This window comes from Streptomyces sp. Inha503 (assembly GCF_047215865.1).
Taxonomy (GTDB): domain Bacteria; phylum Actinomycetota; class Actinomycetes; order Streptomycetales; family Streptomycetaceae; genus Streptomyces; species Streptomyces lycopersici.
Map to the genome: position 1 here is coordinate 5,781,424 of NZ_CP178360.1, position 20,920 is coordinate 5,802,343.

14 protein-coding genes are annotated in these 20,920 nt (G+C 72.2%); 5 read left to right on the forward strand and 9 right to left on the reverse strand.

The window, feature by feature from the left end; genetic code table 11:
* Positions 1–87: 87 nt before the first annotated feature.
* The 3 genes from ACJX2R_RS23755 to ACJX2R_RS23765 all read right to left on the reverse strand — a co-directional run bounded on the left by ACJX2R_RS23755 (position 88) and on the right by ACJX2R_RS23765 (position 6,082).
* Positions 88–1,815 carry an acyclic terpene utilization AtuA family protein gene (locus ACJX2R_RS23755; protein ID WP_413101778.1) on the reverse strand — a complete coding sequence of 576 codons (1,728 nt, stop codon included), beginning with the start codon at positions 1,813–1,815 and terminating at the stop codon, positions 88–90.
* A 90-nt stretch (positions 1,816–1,905) separates the two neighbouring features.
* Positions 1,906–2,865, reverse strand: coding sequence for a TIGR03084 family metal-binding protein (locus ACJX2R_RS23760; RefSeq protein WP_413101779.1), 960 nt, complete (start codon positions 2,863–2,865; stop codon positions 1,906–1,908).
* Positions 2,866–3,184: 319 nt separating this feature from the next.
* Complete coding sequence (locus ACJX2R_RS23765; RefSeq protein ID WP_413101780.1) at positions 3,185–6,082, reverse strand: FAD-binding and (Fe-S)-binding domain-containing protein; 2,898 nt, start codon at positions 6,080–6,082, stop codon at positions 3,185–3,187.
* 258 nt (positions 6,083–6,340) lie between these two features.
* On the opposite strand from ACJX2R_RS23765, the gene serC reads away from it, so the two are divergent.
* On the forward strand, positions 6,341–7,459 hold the full coding sequence (gene serC, locus ACJX2R_RS23770) for a phosphoserine transaminase (protein ID WP_413101781.1): 1,119 nt from the start codon (positions 6,341–6,343) through the stop codon (positions 7,457–7,459).
* A 96-nt stretch (positions 7,460–7,555) separates the two neighbouring features.
* Here the strand turns inward: serC and ACJX2R_RS23775 are convergent, their stop codons facing one another.
* A complete protein-coding gene (locus ACJX2R_RS23775; protein ID WP_413101782.1) occupies positions 7,556–8,560 on the reverse strand; it encodes a hypothetical protein in 1,005 nt (334 codons plus the stop codon).
* A gap of 356 nt (positions 8,561–8,916) precedes the next feature.
* Between ACJX2R_RS23775 and ACJX2R_RS23780 the strand changes: the two genes are divergently transcribed.
* Together ACJX2R_RS23780 and ACJX2R_RS23785 are read left to right on the forward strand one after the other, a co-directional pair.
* Positions 8,917–9,468: a hypothetical protein gene (locus ACJX2R_RS23780; protein WP_413101783.1), complete on the forward strand. Its 552-nt coding sequence runs from the start codon at positions 8,917–8,919 to the stop codon at positions 9,466–9,468.
* A 246-nt stretch (positions 9,469–9,714) separates the two neighbouring features.
* On the forward strand, positions 9,715–10,710 hold the full coding sequence (locus ACJX2R_RS23785) for an aldo/keto reductase (protein WP_262699182.1): 996 nt from the start codon (positions 9,715–9,717) through the stop codon (positions 10,708–10,710).
* 177 nt (positions 10,711–10,887) lie between these two features.
* On the opposite strand, the gene thpR is transcribed toward ACJX2R_RS23785, so the two are convergent.
* From thpR to ACJX2R_RS23805, 4 genes are all read right to left on the reverse strand, one after another.
* Positions 10,888–11,502, reverse strand: coding sequence for an RNA 2',3'-cyclic phosphodiesterase (gene thpR, locus ACJX2R_RS23790; protein ID WP_413101784.1), 615 nt, complete (start codon positions 11,500–11,502; stop codon positions 10,888–10,890).
* Between the two features lie 150 nt (positions 11,503–11,652).
* The gene (locus ACJX2R_RS23795; RefSeq protein ID WP_413101785.1) at positions 11,653–13,095 is read right to left on the reverse strand and encodes an MFS transporter; all 1,443 of its coding nucleotides are present in this window, start codon (positions 13,093–13,095) and stop codon (positions 11,653–11,655) included.
* Positions 13,096–13,129: 34 nt separating this feature from the next.
* Entirely contained in the window at positions 13,130–13,591 is a 462-nt protein-coding gene (locus tag ACJX2R_RS23800; RefSeq protein WP_046090048.1) for a MarR family winged helix-turn-helix transcriptional regulator, read from the reverse strand.
* 227 nt (positions 13,592–13,818) lie between these two features.
* A complete protein-coding gene (locus ACJX2R_RS23805; RefSeq protein ID WP_413101786.1) occupies positions 13,819–15,285 on the reverse strand; it encodes an NCS2 family permease in 1,467 nt (488 codons plus the stop codon).
* Positions 15,286–15,519: 234 nt separating this feature from the next.
* Between ACJX2R_RS23805 and ACJX2R_RS23810 the strand changes: the two genes are divergently transcribed.
* Together ACJX2R_RS23810 and ACJX2R_RS23815 are read left to right on the forward strand one after the other, a co-directional pair.
* On the forward strand, positions 15,520–15,801 hold the full coding sequence (locus ACJX2R_RS23810) for a DUF2530 domain-containing protein (protein ID WP_262699186.1): 282 nt from the start codon (positions 15,520–15,522) through the stop codon (positions 15,799–15,801).
* A gap of 336 nt (positions 15,802–16,137) precedes the next feature.
* Positions 16,138–16,956: an SAM-dependent methyltransferase gene (locus ACJX2R_RS23815; RefSeq protein ID WP_413101787.1), complete on the forward strand. Its 819-nt coding sequence runs from the start codon at positions 16,138–16,140 to the stop codon at positions 16,954–16,956.
* Positions 16,957–17,059: 103 nt separating this feature from the next.
* Here the strand turns inward: ACJX2R_RS23815 and ACJX2R_RS23820 are convergent, their stop codons facing one another.
* Entirely contained in the window at positions 17,060–20,644 is a 3,585-nt protein-coding gene (locus ACJX2R_RS23820) for a sacsin N-terminal ATP-binding-like domain-containing protein (RefSeq protein WP_413105938.1), read from the reverse strand.
* Between the last annotated feature and the right edge of the window lie 276 nt (positions 20,645–20,920).

Sequence of the window (20,920 nt, forward strand, 5' to 3'; positions counted from 1 at the left end):
TGTCCAGGCGACGAGAGGGCGAGCCATCGCCAACGGCCATGGCCCGGAGATCGCCAACGGCCGTGGCCCGGGAGCCGGAACGGGGAGTCAAAGCAGTACCTCCGGTATGTCCAGATGGCGGGAGCGCAGCCATTCGCCGACGGCCTTGGCCTGGGGGTCGAAGCGGGCCTGCGCGGCGACGCCCTCGCCGAGCAGGCCGTCCACGACGAAGTTCAGGGCCCGCAGCCGGGGCAGCGGATGGCGGGTGACGTTCAGTTCGGCCGTCTCCGGAAGCAACTCCCGCAGCCGGTCGACGGTGAGGGTGTGGGCCAGCCAGCGCCAGGCGTCCTCGCCGCGCGCCCAGACGCCGATGTTGGCGCTGCCGCCCTTGTCGCCGCTGCGGGCCCCGGCGACCGCGCCGAGCGGGGCGCGGCGGGTCGGGCCCGGCGGCAGCGGGGGCGGCAGCGGAAGCTCGTCCACCGGGCCTCCGGCGGCGGGCGTGGTGGGCGAGGCGGACGTGGTGGGTGGGGCGGGTGCCGGGGGAATGGGCAGCCGGGAGCCGTCCGGCAGTACGGCGGTGTGCGGCACGGCGTCGGCCGGGGTCTCCACGGCCTCGAAGACGCCGTAAGGGGAGCCCTTTCCGGGCGGGGCGGTGACATGGAAGCCGGGGTAGCTGGCCAGGGCCAGTTCCACGGCCGCGCCACTGATGACCCGCCCCACCGCCGCCGGGTCCCGGTCGCGCACCACCAGCCGCAGCAGCGCGCTCGCCTCCTCCTGTACGGCCGCGTCGGGGTGGTCGGTGCGGGAGAGGGTCCAGCGGACCTCGGCGGGGCGGCGTTTGCTCATCGCCCCCTCCATCTGGTCCCGTACGAGCGCCGCCTTGGCCTCGATGTCCAGGCCGGTGAGCACGAACACCACCTCGTTGCGGTGGCCGCCGAGCCGGGTCAGCCCGGTCTTGAGGGTGCGGGGCGGCGCCTCGCCCCGTACGCCGTGGACGCGCACCCGGTCCGGGCCGTCCTGGGCCAGCCGCACCGAGTCCAGCCGGGCGGTGACATCCGGGCCCGGATAGCGGGCGCCCGCCGTCTCGTAGACGAGCTGGGCGGTGACGGTCCCGACCGTGACGGCGCCGCCGGTGTGCGGATGCTTGGTGATCACGCTGGAGCCGTCGGGGTGGAGCTCGGCGAGGGGGAAGCCGGGGCGGCGGACGTCGTGCTCGACGAAGAAGGAGTAGTTGCCGCCGGTCGCCTGGGTACCGCACTCCAGGATGTGCCCGGCGACCACGGCTCCCGCGAGCGCGTCCCAGTCGTCGGCGGCCCATCCGAAGTGCGCGGCGGCCGGGCCCGTCACCAGCGCGGCGTCCGTCACCCGCCCGGTGACCACCACATCCGCGCCACCGCGCAGACAGGCCGTGATCCCGGCCCCGCCGAGATACGCGTTGGCGGTGACCACGCCGGGCCCCCAGTCGCGGGTGCCGAGGAGGTCGTCGCCCTCGACATGGGCCACCCGGCAGCCGATCCCGAGCCGCTCGGCGAGCTCGCGGATCGCGTCCGCCAGCCCGGCCGGGTTGAGCCCGCCCGCGTTGGTGACGAGCCGTACGCCGCGCTCCATGGCGAGCCCCAGGGTGTCCTCGAGCTGGCGCAGAAAGGTCGTGGCATAGCCCCGCGCGGGGTCCTTGGCGCGGTCCCGGCCCAGGATGAGCATGGTCAACTCGGCGAGGTAGTCACCGGTCAGCACGTCCAGGGGCCCACCGGTGAGCATCTCGCGCAACGCGTCGAAGCGGTCGCCGTAGAAGCCGGAGGCGTTGCCGATACGGAGGGGGCGGGGCGGAGGGGTCACGGGGCGCCTCCGGGGCGGGGAGGAGGGGTCACGGGCGCCCCTGGGCCCGGGGAAGGGAGCACGGGGCACCGCCGAGTCGGGGCGGAGGTATCACGAGGCGCCTCCGGGGCGGTGTCCGGGAACGCCGCGCTGCGGGGCGGGGCGTGCGGATGCGCCGCGCTGCGGGGCGGGGTCTGCGGAGGCGCCGCGCTGCGGGGCGGGGCTCGCGAGGCCGCCCCCGGCGTCGCCATCCACCACGTGCTCCGTATCCACCAAGTGTTCCGTCCGCTGCCCCGGACCGCGCCCCTTCCCGGGCGGCCCCGCGAACGCCTGGGCGATGTCCAGCCAGCGGTCCGCGTCCGGCCCTTCGGCGCGTACGGCCAGATCGTCGCGGTGGGCCCGCTGGGTCACCAGCAGACAGAAGTCCAGCGCGGGCCCGGTGACCCGCTGAGCGGCGCCCTCCGGCCCGTACGCCCACACCTCACCGTCCGGAGCCGTGAGTTCGACCCGGAACTCCTCGGCCGGCGGCTCCATCCCCCGCTCCGCGTACGCGTAGCCCCGCGCCCGGACGCCGATCCGGGCCACATGGCGCAGCCGGGCGGTGGGGGCCCGGTGCACACCCAGGGCGTCGGCGACGTCCTGGCCGTGCGCCCAGGTCTCCATGATCCGAGCGGTCGCCATGGACATCACGCTCATGGGCGGCCCGTACCAGGGCAGCCGGGCGCGCGGCGGCTGCGCGGCCAGCGTCCGGAGCAACCGCTCCCGCCCCTCGCGCCAGTGGCCCAGCAGCACCTCGGGCGGCTCGGCCGCGCCGCGCTCGGCGCCCTCGTCCACGAACGCGTCCGGCGCGGCCCACGCCCGGCGCACCTCGTCCGCGAACCCCTGGGCGTCCTCGGCGGCTTGTACGGCCCGCTCGTCGGTCCATGCGAGATGGGCGATCTGGTGGGCGATGGTCCACCCGGGCGCGGGCGTCGCCATCCGCCACTCCGCGCCCCCGAGCCCGGCCACCAGTCCGTCCAGCTCGTCCCCCTCCGCCCGCAGGTCGCCGAGCAGAGCCTCCGTCTCGGACACGCGTCGCTCCCGTCGTCGGGTCTGTCGGGTGTCGGCCTTCTCTCGCCCTCGTCGAGCCCTTCGAGTGGGTCGAGTGGGTCGAGTGCTCTCGTCGAGCGAGGGTGGCAGCGCGACGAGAAACAATCAAGCACGCTTGCATGATTCAGCCGGTTGAGACGGCCCGTCAGGGCGCGCCAACAATGGGGCTGGTCGGCTCGCTGAGGTGTGTGGCTCGACCGACCAGCCCCCGACAACCGCGACCAGCCCCCGACAACCAGGCAGCCAGCCCCCGGCAACCGCGACCGACAACCGGCGACCGGCAACCGGCCGCCCGCTCGCCTTACGGCAGCCGTTCCGCCAGCACCTCCGCCAGGTGGCGGCCCTTCTGGCCCGCCAGCTGGGTGAGTTGGGTGCGGCAGGAGTAGCCGTCCGCCAGGATCTCGGTGCCGGGTTCCGCGGCCCTTACGGATGGCAGCAGTTGCTCCTCGGCGCAGGCCGTCGAGACCTCGTAGTGGCCGTTCTCGAAGCCGAAGTTGCCCGCGAGGCCGCAGCAGCCGCCGCTCAAGGTGCCCGTAAGGCCGGCGCGTTCGCGGAGGCGGCGTTCGGCGGTGTCGCCCAGGACGGCGTGTTGGTGGCAGTGGGTCTGGCCGACGACGGGGCGGTCGATCCTCGGGGGCTGCCAGTCGGGGGCGTACCGCTCCAGTGTCTGGGCGAACGTCGAGACGGACTCGGCGAGGCGCGCGGCGCGCGGGTCGGTGGTGAGGAGTTCGGGGAGGTCGGTGCGGAGGGCGGCGGTGCAGCTGGGTTCGAGGCCGACCACCGGGAGTCCGGCGTCCAGGGCCGGGGCCATGACGTCCAGGGTGCGCCGCATGACCGTACGGGCGCGGTCGAGCTGGCCGGTGGAGACCCAGGTCAGCCCGCAGCATACGGGCTTCGGCGGGACGACCACCCGCAGCCCGGCCGCCTCCAGCACGGCGACCGCCGACCGGCCGACGGACGGGGAGAGGTGGTTGGTGAAGGTGTCGGGCCAGAGGACGACGGTCTGTCCGCGCTCGGGCCGTCCCGACCCCGATCCCGATTCCGATTCCGAGTCGGCCCCGGCCCCCGCCTCGCGCGCCGCCTGTCGTACCCCCTCGCGCGCCGCCTCGCGGACCCGGTCGCGCCACCACCTCGTGAAGGGCTCGTGGGCCAGTTCCGGGATGTCGCGTTCGGGGGCGATGCCGCCCAGGCGTTTGGCCAGGGCGGCGAGTGGGCCCACCCCGGCCAGCGCGTTGGCCGCCGGGGCCGCCCGCAGGAGGGACGCCGCGCGCAGCCACACCGGGAGCCAGCCCATCGAGTAGTGGGCCGCGGGACGCAGCCGGCCCTCGTAGTGGTGGTGCAGGAACTCCGCCTTGTAGGTGGCCATGTCGACCTCCACCGGGCAGTCGCTGCGGCAGCCCTTGCAGGACAGGCACAGGTCGAGCGCGTCCCGTACCTCCTCCGAGCGCCAGCCGTCCTGGACGACCTCGCCCGCGAGCATCTCGTGCAGCAGCCGGGCGCGGCCGCGCGTGGAGTGCTTCTCCTCGCCGGTGGCGCGGTACGACGGGCACATCACTCCGTCGCCGGACACCGACTCGTTACGGCACTTGGCGACGCCCACACAGCGCCGGACCGCCGCCGAGAAGTCGCCCTTGTCGTGCGGATAGCCGAACTCGACGTCCACCGGGCGCCTCGGCAGCGGATCGAAGCGCAGGTTCTGGTCCAGGCGCTGGGGGCGGGCCAGAACGCCGGGGTTGAGGCCGCCCTCCGGGTCCCACAGGTCCTTGAAGCGGGAGAAGAGGCCGACCATCTCCGTCCCGTACATGCGCGGCAGCAGTTCGGCGCGGGCCAGGCCGTCGCCGTGTTCGCCGGAGAGCGAGCCGCCGTGTGCGACGACGAGATCGGCGAGATCGGCGGAGAAGGCGCGGAAGACCCGGATGCCGGGCTCGGTCAGCAGGTCGAAGTCGATGCGGACGTGGATGCAGCCGTCCCCGAAGTGCCCGTACGGCGTGCCGCGCAGCCCGTGCTGGGCCATCAGGGCGCGGAAGTCGCGCAGATACGCGCCGAGCCGCGGCGGCGGCACCGCGCAGTCCTCCCAGCCGGGCCAGGCCTCGCTGCCGTCCGGCGTCCTGGTGGCGGTCCCGGAGGCGTCCTCGCGCACCCGCCACAGGGCGCGCTGCCCGGCCGGGTCGGCGACCACGGTGTGGTCCGTGGTCGCGTCGGCGGCGGCGCGGGCCACCTCCTGGGCGCGGGAGAGCGCTTCCTCCCGGGTGGCGCCGCCGACCTCCACGAACAGCCAGGCGCCGCCCTTGGGCAGCCCGGTCGTCCCGGCGACCAGATCGGCGGCCATGCCCTCGACGGTCAGCGGACCGTACGGCAGCAGGGTGTGCGCGGCCTCGGCCGCGGCGCTCTCGTCGGGGTAGCCGAGTACGGCCAGGGCGCGGGCGCCGGGCGCCTCCACCAGCCTTACGGTCGCCTCCGTCACCACGCCGAGGGTGCCCTCGCTGCCGGTGAGGGCGCGGGCGAGGTCGGCGTTCTTCTCGGGCAGCAGCTCGTCCAGGGCGTAGCCGGAGATCCGGCGGGGCAGCTCGGGGAAGCCGGTGCGCAGCAGGGCCAGATGCTGACCGGCCAGGGACCGTATGCCGTCGCGGAGCCGGGCGGGCAGGTCGTGGAGGCCCTGGGCGGCGCGCACCCGCTCCCCGCCGTAGGTGAGGACGTCCAGCTCGTGGACGTTGTCGGCGGTGGTGCCCCAGGCCACGGAGTGGGAGCCGCAGGAGTTGTTGCCGATCATGCCGCCGAGGGTGCAGCGGCTGTGGGTGGACGGGTCGGGGCCGAACGTCAGCCCATGGGCGCCGGCCGCCGTACGGAGGTCGTCGCAGATCACGCCCGGCTGGACGACGGCGGTGCGCCGCTCCGGGTCGAGCGAGAGGATGCCGCGCATATGGCGGGTGAAGTCGAGGACGACGCCGAGCCCGGTGGCCTGGCCCGCGATCGAGGTCCCGCCACCGCGCGCGACCACCGGCACCCCGCGCTCCCGGCACACGGCCAGCACCGCCGCCACATCGTCGCCGTCGCGGGGCGCGACCACCCCGGCGGGGACCCGCCGGTAGTTCGACGCGTCCATGGTCATCAGGGCCCGGCTCGCCGTATCGAAGGAGACGTCCCCGCGAACGGCTCGTCGCAGCGCCTGCTCCAGCTCATCTGCCTGGTGATCAGCCATGCTCTCCATGGTCCACGGCGAGGCGGCCGTTGAGAATGTCCCATTCCGATTCATGGTCGCCATGCATGGTGTGCGCGGCCTGCGTGGCCGCCTTAAGGCCGCCATGTTCCGCGATCGGGCCCCATACCGGCGCATCCCCCATACCGGGCACATCCCCTATACCGGCACACCCTCGCGCGTCAACAGGATGTGGACATACCGTCTCACCCGCTGGACGGGCAGTCGGAGCGCGGCGGCCGACGGATTAGGCTTCGGCTCGTGGCTGAGATCCGGATTCCCGATGACATCAAGCCCGCCGACGGACGCTTCGGCTCGGGCCCCTCCAAGGTGCGCACCGAGGCGCTGAGCGCCCTGGCCGCGACCGGAAGCTCCCTGCTGGGCACCTCCCACCGCCAGGCCCCGGTCAAGAACCTGGTCGGCACCGTACGCGAAGGGGTGCGCGAGCTCTTCCAACTCCCGGAGGGGTACGAGGTCATCCTGGGCAACGGCGGCTCCACCGCCTTCTGGGACATCGCGACCCACGGGCTGATCGACTCCAAGTCGCAGCACCTGTCCTTCGGCGAGTTCTCCTCGAAGTTCGCCAAGGCGGCGAAGCTGGCGCCGTGGCTCGAGGAGCCCACGGTGATCACCTCCGACCCCGGCACCCACCCGGAGCCGCGCGCCGAGAGCGGCGCGGACGTCTACGCCTTCACCCACAACGAGACCTCCACCGGTGTCGCCATGCCCATCCAGCGGGTGGCCGGCGCCGACGAGGGCGCGCTGGTGCTGGTGGACGCCACCTCCGGGGCGGGCGGTCTGCCGGTCGACATCACCGAGACGGACGTCTACTACTTCGCGCCGCAGAAGTCCTTCGCGGCGGACGGCGGCCTGTGGATCGGCGTCTTCTCGCCCGCCGCGCTTGAGCGCGCCGCCCGGATCCACGCCTCCGGCCGGCACGTCCCCGAGTTCTTCTCGCTGCCGACCGCGATCGACAACTCGCTGAAGAACCAGACGTACAACACCCCGGCGCTGGCGACGCTCTTCCTGCTGGACGACCAGCTGAAGTGGATCAACGGTCAGGGCGGTCTGGACTGGGCGGTGCGCCGCACCGCGACCTCCTCGCGCACGCTGTACGGCTGGGCCGAGGAGTCCAAGTTCGCCACCCCGTTCGTGGCCGACCCGGCCAAGCGGTCGCAGGTCGTCGGCACGATCGACTTCAACGAGGAGATCGACGCCGCCGCGGTCGCCAAGGCGCTGCGGGCCAACGACATCGTGGACACGGAGCCGTACCGCAAGCTGGGCCGCAACCAGCTGCGAGTGGCGATGTTCCCGGCCGTCGACCCGGCGGACGTCGAGGCCCTGACGGCGTGCGTGGACTACGTCATCGAGCACCTCTGACACACGCTTTCGCCATACGCGTCTGACCCACGCTTTCGCCATACGCGAAGGGGCCCGCGGCCGACCAGCCGTGGGCCCCTTCGCGTACGTTGACGATCAGCTCCTACGGAAGAGCTTGCGCAGGCCGAGGAACACCACCAGCGCGCCGACGAAGGTGAGCCCGGCCTTGACCAGGTTGCCGTTCTTGTCGCCGTCGGTGAGCTTGCCGTCGACGCGGTCGGAGTACTCCCCGTTCTTCTTCTGCTCCTTCGCGGTGGCGTCCGGCAGCAGCTCCCCGCCCAGGTCCACCGGCGTCACCTTGGAGCCCGCGCCCTCCGTGCCGTACATGAGGGTGCCGCCGTCCGGGGTGAAGGTGACCGACTCGCCCTGGCGCTGGAGCGGCAGCCCCGGCTCCTCCTCCAGCCGCGTCGGCTTTCCGTTCCGCCAGCGGTACTCGGCGGCCGAGAAGTAGCCGCGGAGCACCAGCCGGGTGCCGTCCGGGGAGAACGCCCCGTCCGTGACCTCCATGCCGATGTCGGAGACCCGCTGGAAGACATTCACCCCGGAGGGGCTCAGCGTGGTCGGTCCGGCGTACAGCCCGGCGTCCTCGTCGCTCTTGCTGGCGATGTAGACGCGGCCCGTCTTGGGATGGACCATCAGCGCCTCGGCGTTGCGCGGCCCGCCCTGGTACTTGACGGTGAACTGGGTCGCGGTGACGGTGGTGTCCTTCAGCCGCTTCGGCTCCGGGAAGCGGTAGATCCACACATGGGACCACTGACCGCCCAGGTTGTCGCCGATATCGCCGACGTAGACATTGCCGTCCGGCCCTATCGAGATCGCTTCCACATCGCGGGGATCCCCTATCCCGCGCAGGGTGACCCGCGCGACCGTCTTCCCGGTCCTGCCGTCCACGGCGTATACGTACGGGCCGTCCGAGCTGTCGTTGTGCGTCCAGTAGACGCCGGGGTGCAGACGGCTCGCGGCGAGGCCGCTGGACTCGGTGATCCGTGAATCCTGGATCGTGAAGGGGGACGGCGACGACGAGTCGTCGGCGGCGGCCGGGGCGGCTGCGGACACGGTCAGCAGCGCGGCGGCACCGAGTACGAACGGAAGCGGACGCATGGGCCCAAGCCTGCCATCCCGCCGGGGGCGCCCGGCGCCGGAACCACGCCGAGGAGCCCCCTCCGGCCACGCATGGCTCCCGCCTGGGCCGCCCGGTTTTACGCCCGGCGGGGCCACCGCCCGGACATGGCTACTGTCCACGCCCGACTTCCATGATCAAGCCCAATCGCGCATGACTTCCGCGATCACGGGCAGATAACGTCTGTCAATTATTTGTGCGGGCAGCCATCCCGAAATAACCCCGAGATTATTTGATCTCATCCAGGGATTATTTCGGCGAGAAATTTATCGGTCATTGGCGGCATAGCGGGCGGCGGCATTGCAATACAGAAAGGCCCCGCTTACGGTCTGAGCCCATGAGCGAATACAGCCAGTCCTCCTATGCGCAAACCGCACCGCCCACGCATTCCGCCGGTGCCCCGAACCATGGTGCGGCACCGGCCGCGCCGTCCAAGAAGATCGCGATCTTCGCGATCGTCGGCTCGGTCATCGCGCTGGTCGGCTCCATGGTGAACTGGGTGATCTCCGACGCCGAGGGCGCCACCGGGGGCATCAAGGGCATCGACGGCGACGGCATCATCACGCTGATCGTCGCCCTGGTCGCGGCGATCCTGTTCATCACCGCCATGGCCACCAAGAAGGCGGCGCTCTACCTGGTCGGCGGCGTTCTGGGGCTGGCCATGGCCATTGTCGCGGTCATCAACATGGCGGACCCCGAGCGACTCCTCATCCAGAAGCTGAAGGACGAGGAGGGAGTGTCGCAGCAGGTCGCGGAGAAGGCGGCGGAGCAGGCCGCGAAGCTGTACGACATGACCGCGGGACCGGGGCTCTACATGGTCCTGGTCGGCGCGCTGATGGCCCTGGCCCTCGGCGTTCTCGGCTTTATGAAGTCCCGCGCCGCCCGGTAATCCGAAAAGACCGGTCGCATTCGGCGACCCCATTCAGCGGCGACCCCCGGCAATCCTGCCCGATTGAATTCCGGCCGGAGCCGCAAAACCCCAAGACGCCCGCTTTTTGACCGCACGGGGGGCCAAAAAGCGGGCTTTCGGGTTTTCCATGGGGAATTCTCGGCCGGGGCCCTGCCGCCGCCGATGGCGGAGCACCCGGCCCGTCCCCCTTGATTAGAGCGCACTCCAACGGCTTGGCTGATCCTCATGGAGTACACGCAGCTCGGACGCACAGGTCTCAAGGTCAGCCGTATCGTCCTCGGCACCATGAACTTCGGTCCGCAGACGGAGGAGACCGACAGCCACTCGATCATGGATGCCGCGCTCGACGCGGGCATCAACTTCTTCGACACCGCCAATGTGTACGGCTGGGGCGAGAACAAGGGCCGCACCGAGGAAATCATCGGGAGCTGGTTCGCCAAGGGCGGCGGGCGCCGGGAGAAGACGGTCCTCGCGACCAAGGTGTACGGAAACATGGCCGCCGAGGGTGAGCCCTGGCCCAACAGCGACAAGCTCTCGGCCGTGAACATCCGCCGGGCCGTGGACGCCAGCCTCAAGCGGCTCGGCACGGACTACATCGACCTCTACCAGTTCCACCACGTGGACCGCTCCACCCCGTGGGACGAGATCTGGCAGGCCATCGACGTCCTCGTACAGCAGGGCAAGATCGTCTACGCGGGCTCCTCCAACCACGCGGGCTGGCATATCGCCCAGGCCAATGAGGCCGCGGCCCGCCGCGGCTCGTACGGGCTGGTCAGCGAGCAGTGCCTGTACAACCTGGCCGAGCGCCGCGCCGAGATGGAGGTCATCCCCGCCGCGCAGGGCTACGGCGTGGGCATCATCCCCTGGTCGCCGCTGCACGGCGGGCTGCTCGGCGGAGCGCTCCGCAAGGAGCGCGAGGGCGGCGGTTCGCGCAGCACGTCCGGGCGCAGCGCCGACGCGCTGAAGAACGCGACGGTGCGCGATCAGATCCAGCGGTACGAGGATCTGCTGGCCAAGCACGGCATCGAGCCCGGCGAGGCGGCCCTGGCCTGGCTGCTCACCCGGCCCGGGGTCACCGGTCCGATCGTGGGTCCGCGCACGGCCGAACAGCTGGCGTCGGCGGTGCGGGCGTCGGAGCTGAAGCTGGGCGAGGAGGTGCTGGCGGAGCTGGACGCGATCTTCCCGGGTCCGGGGCCGTCGCCGGAGGCGTTCGCCTGGTAGCCGTGGGCGAGAGCTAGAGCTAGGAGAGGGCGTGGACCGCGCGGCGGCCCACGCCCCTCTCGCGTTCAGCCTCCGAGAGCGGCCGCCGCGGCGACGACGACGAGGATCAGCACCAGCGCGCCACTCATGATCATGTTTCTGGTCTTGGGGTCCACACCTCGAGATTAGCCGGACCGCTCAGTGCCCCAGCGGCCAGGCCGCCACCACCTCGTAGCGCGGCTGCTGCCCGGGGACGCCCGGGGCCGGTGGATGGCTGCGCACCAGGCTGAGCTCGCTCACGGTCCACTCCCGGCCGGCGAAGTCCGTGAGCCCGTCCACGTACGGCGCGAGGCTGGTGGCGGAGCCGTGGCGCTGGGAGCCGTGGCGCGGGGAGTCGTGCCGCGCGGAGCGGGCTCGGGCGCGGGCGATGGTCAGATGCGGGTGGTACGGCCGGTGCCGGTCCATCGGCACCCCGGCCCGTCGGCCCCCCGCCTCGGCGGAGTCGGCCAGCCGCCGCAGGGCCTCGCTGTCGCCGTCGACGCCCACCCACACCACCCGGTCGTCGAACCGGCCGCCACCCGCGAGCCGCAGCTCATGGGGGTGGTGCCGATGGGCGGCGCGGGCCAGCCGGGTGTGCAGCTCGGGCAGTACGTCCTCGGCCACCTCGCCGAAGAAGGCGAGCGTGAAGTGCCAGCCCTCCCGCTCGGTCCAGCGCAGCCCGTCCGCCCCTGGCAGCGCCCGGAGCGCCTTGACCCGCGCGGCCAGCTCGGCGACGGCCGCCTCCGGCGGCAACACGGCGGCGAAGAGTCTCATCCGCCCAGTCTCCCGCACCAGGGGTGGGCAACTCAGCCCCTCCAGGAGGCACCTCCCAGCGGTAGCTGGTGGAGTGTGAGGAGCGGGGTCCGGGGCGGAGCCCCGGCGAGGCCGAAGGGGCGCAACCCCGGCGAGGCCGAAGCGACCGGTTCAGGCCGTGGCGGCCAGCGGCTTCTCCTCCGTCTCAGGTGTGCGCGGCACGAAGATCACATGCGGGTGGCCCCGGCGCAGGTCCAGCTTCAGCCGCAGGCCGCCGGACCGGACCAGGATCAGCCCCACCGCGGCCGCGGCGGCCGCCGAGATCAGCCCGCCCGCGGCGAAGCCGATGCGCGCGCCGCAGGTGTCGGTGACCCAGCCCACCAGCGGGCCACCGATCGGCGTACCGCCGACGAAGACCATCATGAACAGGCTCATCACCCGGCCCCGCATCGCGGGATCCGTCGCGAGCTGGACGCTGGAGTTCGCGGTCACGTTGAACGTCAGGCTGAAGATCCCGATCGGCACCATGAGCGCCGCGAAGAGCCAGAAGTACGGGGTGGCCGCCGCGACCATCTCCAGCACGCCGAACATCAGCGCGGCCCCGACCAGCAGCCGCCGCCGGGCCACCACCCGCCGCGCGGCGAGCAGCGCGCCCGTCACCGAGCCGATCGCGATCAGGGTGTTGAGCAGGCCGTACGTACCCGGCCCGGCGTGGAAGACATCGTCGGCGAAGGCGCTCAGCCAGATCGGGAAGTTGAAGCCGAAGGTGCCGATGAAGCCGACGAGCACGATCGGCCAGATCAGATCGGGGTTCCCGGCCACATAGCGCAGCCCCTCCCGCAGCTGCCCCTTGCCGCGCGGCGCCCGCTCGACCTTGTGCAGCTCACTGGTGCGCATGAGCAGCAGACCGATGATCGGGGCGCCGAAGGAGACTCCGTTGATCAGGAAGGCCCAGCCGCTGCCCACGGCGGTGATCAGCACACCGGCGACCGCCGGGCCGATCAGCCGCGCGGACTGGAAGTTCGCGGAGTTGAGGCTGACCGCGTTCCGCAGGTCCTTGGGGCCGACCATCTCGTTGACGAAGACCTGGCGGGTCGGGTTGTCGACGACGGTGACCATGCCGAGCAGGAACGCGATGAGATAGACGTGCCAGACCTGTACATGGCCGCTGAGGGTGAGGGCGGCGAGGGCGAGCCCGCACAGCCCCAGCGCGGTCTGGGTGAAGAGCAGCAGCCGGCGCCGGGGACATCGGTCCGCGATGACCCCGCCGTAGAGACCGAAGAGCAGCATGGGCAGGAACTGAAGCGCGGTGGTGATACCGACCGCGGTGGAGGAGCCGGTGAGGCTCAGGACCAGCCAGTCCTGGGCGATCCGCGACATCCAGGTGCCGGTGTTGGAGATCATGGCACCGGTCGCGAACAGGCGGTAGTTGCGGATCCTCAGCGAACGGAAGGTCCCGCCCCGGGCGCGTTCCGCGGTGACGGTGGGCGCGGGGTCGGATACGGGGATTCCGGAGTCGCCCGGGTTTCCAAGATCTCCGGGGTCTCCGGGCTCTGCGGGGTTTGCGGGGTTCTTCGGTGCGGGTGCGGAGTCTGCTCCGGGTCCCGTACTCAAGTGCGTTCGCCTCCTGGCTGCCTCGGGGTCCTTCTTACATATGCGCGAGCTTCTCCAGCACGGGCGCGGCGGCGCGCAGCACGTCCCACTCGTCCTCGGTCAGCTCCCCGACCAGCTCGGCCAGCCAGGCGTTGCGCTTGCGTCGGCTCTCTTCGAGCATGGCCTCTGCCCGCTCGGTCGGCGAGACGACTTTCTGCCGCCGGTCCTCCGGATGCGGCTCGAGCCTGACCAGTCCCTTGGCCTCCAGCAGCGCCACGATGCGGGTCATCGACGGCGGCTGGACGTGCTCCTTGCGGGCCAGCTCGCCGGGGGTGGCGGAGCCGCACTGGGCCAGCGTGCCCAGGACCGCCATCTCGGTCGGGCTGAGCGATTCGTCCACCCGCTGGTGCTTGAGCCGCCGCGAGAGACGCATCACTCCGGACCGCAGTGCACTCACGGCGGCCGCGTCATCGGGGGGCGCCTCCGCCTGGTGCTGGAGGCGGGACAGATCGGGCATGGTCTTTAGCATAACTCATTACCTCACCTAATGAAACCCTGGTTACTTCCCTATTTCTATTTCACCCGAACGAGTGAGTTGACTCCGGGTAGTGATGTAAGGCGGCACGCATGAGCGCCCAGGACCGCGGGGGTCCTGGGCGCTCGGGGCGGAACGCTCATGCGTCAGGCGGGACGGCGTACACCAGGGTGGGACGACGACTCGGCCCAAACGGGGCCGAGCTCGGCTCAGGAGACGCCGAGTGCCTGTTCGATCGGGTTGAGCAGGAAGTACACCAGGAAGCACAGCCCCACCGCGCCCAGCAGCCACGGGATCTCCCGGGTCCGCCGGGTGGCGATGCGCAGCAGCAGGAACGAGAGGACACCCAGCCCGATCCCGTTGGTGATGCTGTACGTGAAGGGCATCGAGATCATGGTCAGGAAGGCCGGGATCGCGATCGTGGAATCGCTCCAGTCGATCTCCTTGACGTTCGCCGCCATGATCAGGAAGCCGACGACCACCAGCGCGGGGGTCGCGGCCTGCGAGGGCACCACCTTGGCCAGCGGGGTGACGACCAGCGCGAGCAGGAAGAGCGCGCCGGTCACCACGTTCGCGAGCCCGGTGCGCGCCCCTTCCCCGACACCCGCCGTGGACTCCACGAAGCAGGTGTTGGCCGAGGCCGAGCCGAAGCCGCCGCCCGCGACCGCGACGCCGTCCATCATCAGGATCCGGCCCATGCCCGGCAGCTGACCGCGCTCATCGGTCAGCCCGGCCTCCTCGCCGACGCCGATGATCGTGCCCATCGCGTCGAAGAAGCCGGACAACAGCACGGTGAAGACGAAGAGGCAGCCGGTGAGCAGGCCGACCTCATGGAAACCGCCGAAGAGGCTGACATCGCCGACGAGGCCGAAGTCCGGGGTGTCGACCACCTTCTCCGGCACCGAGGGGATGGTCAGCCCCCACTGGGCGTCCGGGATCTGGGCCAGGGAGTTGATCACGATCGCGACCACGGTCATGGTCACGATGCCGATCAGGATCGCGCCGCGCGTCTTGCGGACGATCAGGATGAAGGTGAGCGCGAGACCGGCCACGAACACCAGCACCGGCCAGCCCTGGAGCCGCCCGGCCACGCCCAGGCCGAGGGGGACGGTGGTGTGCGCGGAGTCGGGGTTACGGCTGACGAAGCCGGAGTCGACCAGACCGATCAGGGCGATGAAGAGACCGATACCGATCGCGATTGCCCGCCGCAGCCCGGATGGGATCGCGTCCATCACCCGCTGCCGCAGCCCCGAGGCGACGAGGATCATCAGCACCAGACCCGCGAGCACCACCATGCCCATCGCGTCCGGCCAGCTCATCTTGGGCGCGAGCTGGAGCGAGACCACGGCGTTGATGCCGAGGCCCGCCGCGAGCGCGATGGGGACATTGCCGATGATCCCCATGAGCAGTGTGGTCAGGCCCGCGATCAGGGCGGTGGCGGTGACCAGCTGGCCGTTGTTGAGCTGATGCCCGAACTTGTCCGTACCGGCGCCGAGGATGATCGGATTCAGTACGACGATGTAGGCCATCGCAAAGAACGTGGCCAGTCCGCCCCGGATCTCCCGGGAGATCGAGGAACCACGCTCGCTGATCTTGAAGAACTTGTCGATGCCGTTGGCGGGGGGAGTCGGAGCCTGCTTGCTGGCGTCGACCGGCGCGGTGGCCGAGGGGGACATGAAGGACCTCAGTGTGCGTGAACATCAACAGCGGGCCCTTTGGATGATCGAACGAGACATTCCACTCAGACCCAGAAGTATTCAGTATGAAACTATCAAGGTCCGATCGCCAAACCGGTCCGGGCGGGGTCCCCGTGAGGCCTCGGTGCGACCTCCGTGCGGTCTCCGTAAGGCCTCTGTGAGGTCCGGCACGACCCCGGTCGGGCCCATGACCGGCCCCCTTAAGCTGTGGCCATGACGAAGTGGACCCCCAAGCACGAGGCGCCGGAGCCCCTTGAGGGCAATGTCGTGGCCACGATCACCGGCGGCACGATCGTGTGGTTCGTCCTCTTCCTCGCCCAGCTGCCCTTCTACGGCTGGTTCCATGAGCACGGACATCTGTGGTGGCTGTGGACCTGCCTGGCCGGCGGCGGCCTCGGGCTGCTCGGCATCTGGTACGTACGGGCCCGGGACGCGGCGATCCGCCGCGACTCGCGGAACGGCGACGCGCGGACGGCCGACGCGCAGAACGGCTGACGCGAGCGGCACTGCTGGCGTGCGGAACGGTCGGCACACCCACGCGACGGCGCGGCGCCGGACCGTCCGCCGTTCCCGGCAGCGGCCCGGCGCCCTGGCCTGGTGCGCGGGCGCGCTCCCCTCCTCATCACGCACCCGTTCACCCGTCTGTGGTGCGTACAGAAAGTGGTGCGCACAGAAAGACGAGGCCCCGCCGCGGGGACGCGCGGGCGGAGCCGGATGGGCCAACTGTACGATCTTCACGGGCCGTTCACAATGTTGCGGAAGCCTCACGGCGGGCACTTTGTTCGGGAACTACCGTCTTGTGATCGTCAACTCACCAGTAATGTGAGGGATATGACCGGTAACCGCTTTCGTGCCGATGAGATCGACACCAGCAAGCCGCACTCGGCCCGCATGTATGACTACTTCCTGGGCGGCAAGACCCACTACGCGGTCGACACCCACGCCGCCGAACAGGTCGAGGCCGTCTGGCCCGACGTCAAGCCGTGGACCCGTGCCAACCGGTCATTCATGCACCGCGCGACCCGCTGGCTCGCGGACGAGGCGGGCATACGGCAGTTCCTGGACATCGGTACCGGTATCCCCACCGAGCCCAACCTCCACCAGATCGCCCAGAAGGCCGCCCCGGACTCCCGGGTCGTCTACGCGGACAACGACCCGATAGTTCTGGCCTACGCGCAGGCCCTGTTGCTCTCCACCCCCGAGGGCCGCACCGCCTACATCCACGCGGACGTCAGCGATCCGCAGGGGATCCTGGCCGCCGAGGATCTGAACGACACCCTCGATCTGTCCCAACCGGTCGCCCTGTCGCTGAATGCGATCATGCATTTCATCTCGGACGAGCAGAAACCGTACGAGATCGTGCGCCAACTGGTCGAGCCCTTGGCCTCGGGCAGCTATCTCGTGCTCTCACACGGTGCGCTCGACCCCCGCCCCGGGGTCTCGGACGCGGTCACCAACCTCTACCGCAGCAGTGGCATCCATGTGCAGGGACGCACCCAGGAAGAGATCCTTCCGTTCTTCGACGGGCTGGAGCTGGTGGATCCGGGCGTGGTGATGCCGCACCGTTGGAAGCCCGAGAGCGAGCAGGCCAGGGCCGAGGCGGAGGCCAAGGAGCTGTGGATCTTCGCGGGCGTGGCTCGCAAGCCCTGACCGGGGGCCTTGTCCCGGGGCCGGGCCTTGCCGCGAGGAACGGGCCGTTCCCTCGGGCAAGGCCCGCACACACCCCCGCACACACCCCGTACGCGCGCGCCCGTCAGTCGAACCAGCGGGCCCGCGCCAGCTCCTCCGTACGGGTCAGATCCTCCAGCAGGGCCGCCACCTCGAACCGGCGCGCCCAGTGGCCGGCGGCCCAGGACAGACCGGCCGCGACGCCCTCGACCGTCGAGGCGTGCAGGGTGCCGTCCACATACCGCCAGTCCAGCTCGATCTCCCCCGCGCCCCCGCCCGCGCTCTCGCCATCACCCGAGCCCGTTCCCGCTCCCGTTCCCTCGCCCGAGCCTGTCCCCTCGCCCGAGCCCTCGATCAGCAGTTCCTCATGCTCGATGTACGACAGCGGGGCGCCCGGGAGGAGTTCGCGGACCGCCTCGGGCACCTCGTGCGGATCGCCCTGTGAGGTCACCCGCGCCGGGTACGCCTCGCTCAGCCGCCGCACCTGGAACAGCTCGGCCAGCTCCGCCGCCCGCGTCGGCCGTACGGGCAGCAGCGCCCGGCCGTCCGCCTCGGCCAGCGGCACCAGGTCGGGGGCGTCCGCGACCAGCGCCTCGCCCGCCTCGACCACCGTCGGCTCACCGTCCACGACGGCGCGCAGCTCGTCCGGCAGGGTCACCTGCTCGGGTTCCAGGTCGGCCAGTTGCCCATAGATGGCGTGCAGCTGGGCGGGGGTCACCTGGCGGTCCGGGTCGGAGAGGCGGGCCAGCAGCTCGGCGGCGCCGCCCGGCTCGTCCAGCAGCGCGGCGACGGAGGTCCGTACCCCCAGCGCCCGCAGCACCTGCTCGTCCTCGAACCCGGCCGCGTCCACCGCCTCGTACAGCCCGGCCAGCAGCGGATCGCCCCCGGCCGCGCGCAGCCCGGCGGGGCGCCGGCCGTCCAGCACCGGATGGCCGCGCAGCCACCACGCGGTGTACGAGCGCACGATCTCCGTCGTACCGTCCGGCAGCAGCACCCGCACCGGCGCGGTCAGCGCGTCGCGCAGCGGCGGCTGGGCGAGCATGGCCAGCGCCCGCGGCCAGGCGTCGTCGTCGACCAGGTCCAGGTCCCGTACGGCCACGATCTCGGTGGCCACCGGCGGCACGGGTGTCTCCGGCAGCCGGTCCAGCACGTCCTCGCACCACACATCGACGGCGTCCAGCACGCCGACGTCGTCCGGTTCGGTGAAGTCGCCCTCGCGCGGCTCCAGTTCATCAGGGTCCAGCACCACATCGGCGGCCCTGACCAGCGTGAAGCCCGCCAGCACACCGACCGCGGCGAGCGGCTGCTCGCCCCAGCGATCGGCCAGCTCGGCGTCGCACGCGGCCAGTTCGCCCTCCCGCATCACCTGCTCGAAGGCGCTGCCGGGGAGGACCAGCTCACCGGCCGGGGCCAGCTCGCCGTCCTCGTCCGGGAGCGCGAGCGCGGCCAGCCACGGCTCGTCGCCGGGCGCCAGCCGGGCCTGCTGGACCAGGCCCAGGACGGTGTCGGCCAGCGTGTCGGCGTCCAGCGCCGCGCCCAGGCCGCCCTCGCCCTCCTCCGCGAACGGGTCGTACTCGTCCTCCGCCTCCAGCGAATGCGCGACGGCGGTCCGTACCTGGGGGGTCGTCAGCACGGCGCGGGGCGTGGCGGGCGTCGCGCCAAGCTTCTCCAGCAGCGGATGGGCCGCGTCCGGATGTGCAACTTTCAGGCCGAGGCGGGCGAGGGTGCGATGCGTATCGCTGACCGCGGCGCCGCGCTCGGGGGTCCGCGCGGGGGCGGTGGGCTCGGTGATTCCGGTGGGCTCGGTGATTCCGGCAGGCCCGACCCGTCCGGCGGGCTCGGTGGTGACGGCGGACTCGGCCGTTCCGATGCTGTCCGGGCCGTGCAAGCTGTCCAAGTCTCCGTCGGCCTCGCCCGGCAGCGGCAGCAGCACCTGCCGGGGCCCGATCGTCGTCCGGCCGTCCGCCAGCGGCACCGGCAGCCCGCTGAGCCGGTCCGGGTCGATGCCGCCCAGCGAGTCGTACAGCCGTCGCCACCAGGCCGGGGCGCGCTCCACCCCCGCGAGCCGGTCGATGAGCTCGCCCAGCGGCACCCGGGCCACGCCCAGCACCCGCAGCTCCGAGCGGCGCTCGAGACCCGCGGGCAGCAGCGTCGGGAACAGCTCGGCCAGCACCTCCACCGTCTCCGCGCCCGCGCCCTCGACGATCTCGGCGTCCCGGGGCCGCAGCGCGTACGGCTCGCCCTCGGCGCCGCCGCGCGCCAGCACGTCGTCATCCCAGTCGGCCGGGGCGGGCGCGGGCGGGGCGGCAGCCGGCTCCCCCGCCCCGGGGCCGCCCTCGGCGGCGTCCGGGCCGAGCGCCTCCGGCGAGCCGAGCCAGCCCGCCACGGCCTCGGCCACGGCCGCGTCCTCCGCACCCACGCCCACCGCCGGTGCGGCGGCACTGGGCAGGAACGGCACCCTCGGCAGCCGCTCCAGCACCCGCTGGCGCAGCTCCCCGTCCAGCTCGCCCCGGCCCAGCTGGCCCGGGACCAGGTCGATCGAGCCGACCGAGACCGGATGCCAGTCGCGCAGCAGCGTCGCGTACGCCTCGGCCGCGCGGTCCAGCAGGAAGTCCGTGAGCGGCCCGGGGGCGGTGTGGCGGCGGGTGGGCTCCAGCGGGAAGGACGCGATCAGTAGCGCGGGCATGCCCAGCGGCTCGTCGGTCGGCGTCGGGGCGTGGACGACCGGGGCGGTCGCGGGGCGCGTCGGCGCGCCCTCCGCGTCCACCGGAACCGCCCAGGTCACCGACCACACCGGGCGCAGCCGCTCCTCCACCGGACGGTCGGCCAGCAGCTCCGGTTCCAGCCGCCCGCCAACGCTCTCGGTGCGCCAGCGCGTCGTACCGCGGGCGCCGCTGTCCTCGACGACGGTGTACGGGCCGTCCTGGCGACGGCGCAGCGTCCGGGTGCCCTCGACGGTCTCGACCACGACCTCGGCAAGACCGGGGAGGGTGAGCAACAGCGCGTCGTCGATCCCGGCCAGCAGCCGCTCCGCCACGTCCCAAGCGGCGCCGTCGCGCAGCGGCAGCACCACGACGGTGTCGTAGCCCTCCGGGGCGCTCCCCTCGGCGGGCAGCGGCAGCCGCAGCAGGGGTACGTGGCCGTCACGGCGGCGCAGCTCCTCGGCGAGACCCGGGCCGCCGGCGGCGGCGGCGCGCTGGGTCAGCTCCCGCGCCTCGGCCAGCGACCAGCGCACCCCGCCGGTGCGGCCCACGATCGCGGGCTCGTCGCTCACCGCGAGCACCGCCGCGAAGCCGACGCCGAACCGCCCGACCGCGCTCTCCGGCTCATCCCGCTTGGCCGACGCCCGCAGGGTGGACAGCGACTCGACGCCCGCCGCGTCCAGCGGCGCCCCGGTGTTGGCGACGGCCAGCACGGCGGGCTCGCCGTCGGTGGCCGGCCGCAGGGTCAGCCGCAGCCGCCCGGGCACCCCGGCGCGGGCGGCGGCGTCCGCCGCGTTCTGGGCCATCTCGACGACCAGCCGGTCCCGGTGGCCGCCCAGCGCCAGGTCCTCCTCGGCGTTGGCGTCCTCCCGGAACCGGGCGGGCGACGCGGCCCAGGCGTCCAGCACGCCGCGCCGCAGCCGCGCGGTCCCGAACGGGTCCGCGTCCTCGGTCGCGCCTCGCACCATCGCCGTGCTGCTCACGTCTCGCCTCCGGAAGTTCCTGGTCGGGGTCCGTCCTGCGGCACGCCGCCACACCGCCGAGTCCCCCGCGGTGCGGATCACCCCACCGCGCTCGCCGTTCCCTTACGTGCCGCGTGCCGCCCTTGCTAGCCGCGAACGTACCGCTATCCGCCCCCAAACGACGCCCCGGGCCCCACACAACCGGATTCTCCCCCTCACCTTCTCTCACCTTGGGGCCCACGGGACCTGGCCCACCGGGCCCCTGCCCTGGGCAGACAGGTC

Coding starts and splice junctions, on each gene's coding strand:
- ACJX2R_RS23785 (WP_262699182.1), top strand. CDS start 9,715: ATGGAGTACACGCAGCTCGGACGCACAGGTCTCAAGGTCAGCCGTATC.
- ACJX2R_RS23775 (WP_413101782.1), bottom strand. CDS start 8,560: ATGCGTCCGCTTCCGTTCGTACTCGGTGCCGCCGCGCTGCTGACCGTG.
- ACJX2R_RS23820 (WP_413105938.1), bottom strand. CDS start 20,644: ATGGTGCGAGGCGCGACCGAGGACGCGGACCCGTTCGGGACCGCGCGG.
- thpR (WP_413101784.1), bottom strand. CDS start 11,502: ATGAGACTCTTCGCCGCCGTGTTGCCGCCGGAGGCGGCCGTCGCCGAG.
- ACJX2R_RS23810 (WP_262699186.1), top strand. CDS start 15,520: ATGACGAAGTGGACCCCCAAGCACGAGGCGCCGGAGCCCCTTGAGGGC.
- ACJX2R_RS23805 (WP_413101786.1), bottom strand. CDS start 15,285: ATGTCCCCCTCGGCCACCGCGCCGGTCGACGCCAGCAAGCAGGCTCCG.
- ACJX2R_RS23765 (WP_413101780.1), bottom strand. CDS start 6,082: ATGGCTGATCACCAGGCAGATGAGCTGGAGCAGGCGCTGCGACGAGCC.
- ACJX2R_RS23800 (WP_046090048.1), bottom strand. CDS start 13,591: ATGCCCGATCTGTCCCGCCTCCAGCACCAGGCGGAGGCGCCCCCCGAT.
- ACJX2R_RS23815 (WP_413101787.1), top strand. CDS start 16,138: ATGACCGGTAACCGCTTTCGTGCCGATGAGATCGACACCAGCAAGCCG.
- ACJX2R_RS23780 (WP_413101783.1), top strand. CDS start 8,917: ATGAGCGAATACAGCCAGTCCTCCTATGCGCAAACCGCACCGCCCACG.